The sequence below is a fragment of the Natrialba sp. PRR66 genome, from assembly GCF_034808065.1.
GTDB classification, from domain to species: Archaea; Halobacteriota; Halobacteria; order Halobacteriales; family Natrialbaceae; genus Natrialba; species Natrialba aegyptia.
The window spans coordinates 1-279 of sequence record NZ_JAXHGN010000067.1 but is presented as its reverse complement, the minus strand read 5'-3'; the positions used below and the strand labels follow the sequence as shown (position 1 = coordinate 279).

The 279-nt window shown below is 39.8% G+C and carries 1 protein-coding gene; it reads left to right on the top strand.

Annotated elements, in window-relative coordinates; translation table 11 throughout:
• Window positions 1-23 precede the first annotated feature (23 nt).
• On the top strand, window positions 24-279 hold a 256-nt coding region (locus SM755_RS23505), incomplete at its 3' end, for a hypothetical protein (RefSeq protein ID WP_323174816.1).

Below are 279 nucleotides of genomic sequence, written 5' to 3'. Positions count from 1 at the left end.
GTCAGATTGTACACAGGAGCTCCATGGGAAGATCAATTATTGCTGGTACTCTCCAAAGGTACACAATCCAGTTCTCCGAAACCATCAATGAAGTTGTCGTTTCGATCAAAGGAGAACAACGTGGATCAGTTAACAGTATGATGAGAATGAAATTGGTTAATGCTGAACAACAAAACTCACAACTACCAGAAATTTCTAGCCCAGTTCATGTTGGTAATCTCGTTTACTCATACGCTAAAGAACACAGACCCTCTCAATATCATCATTCTACAACTGAGA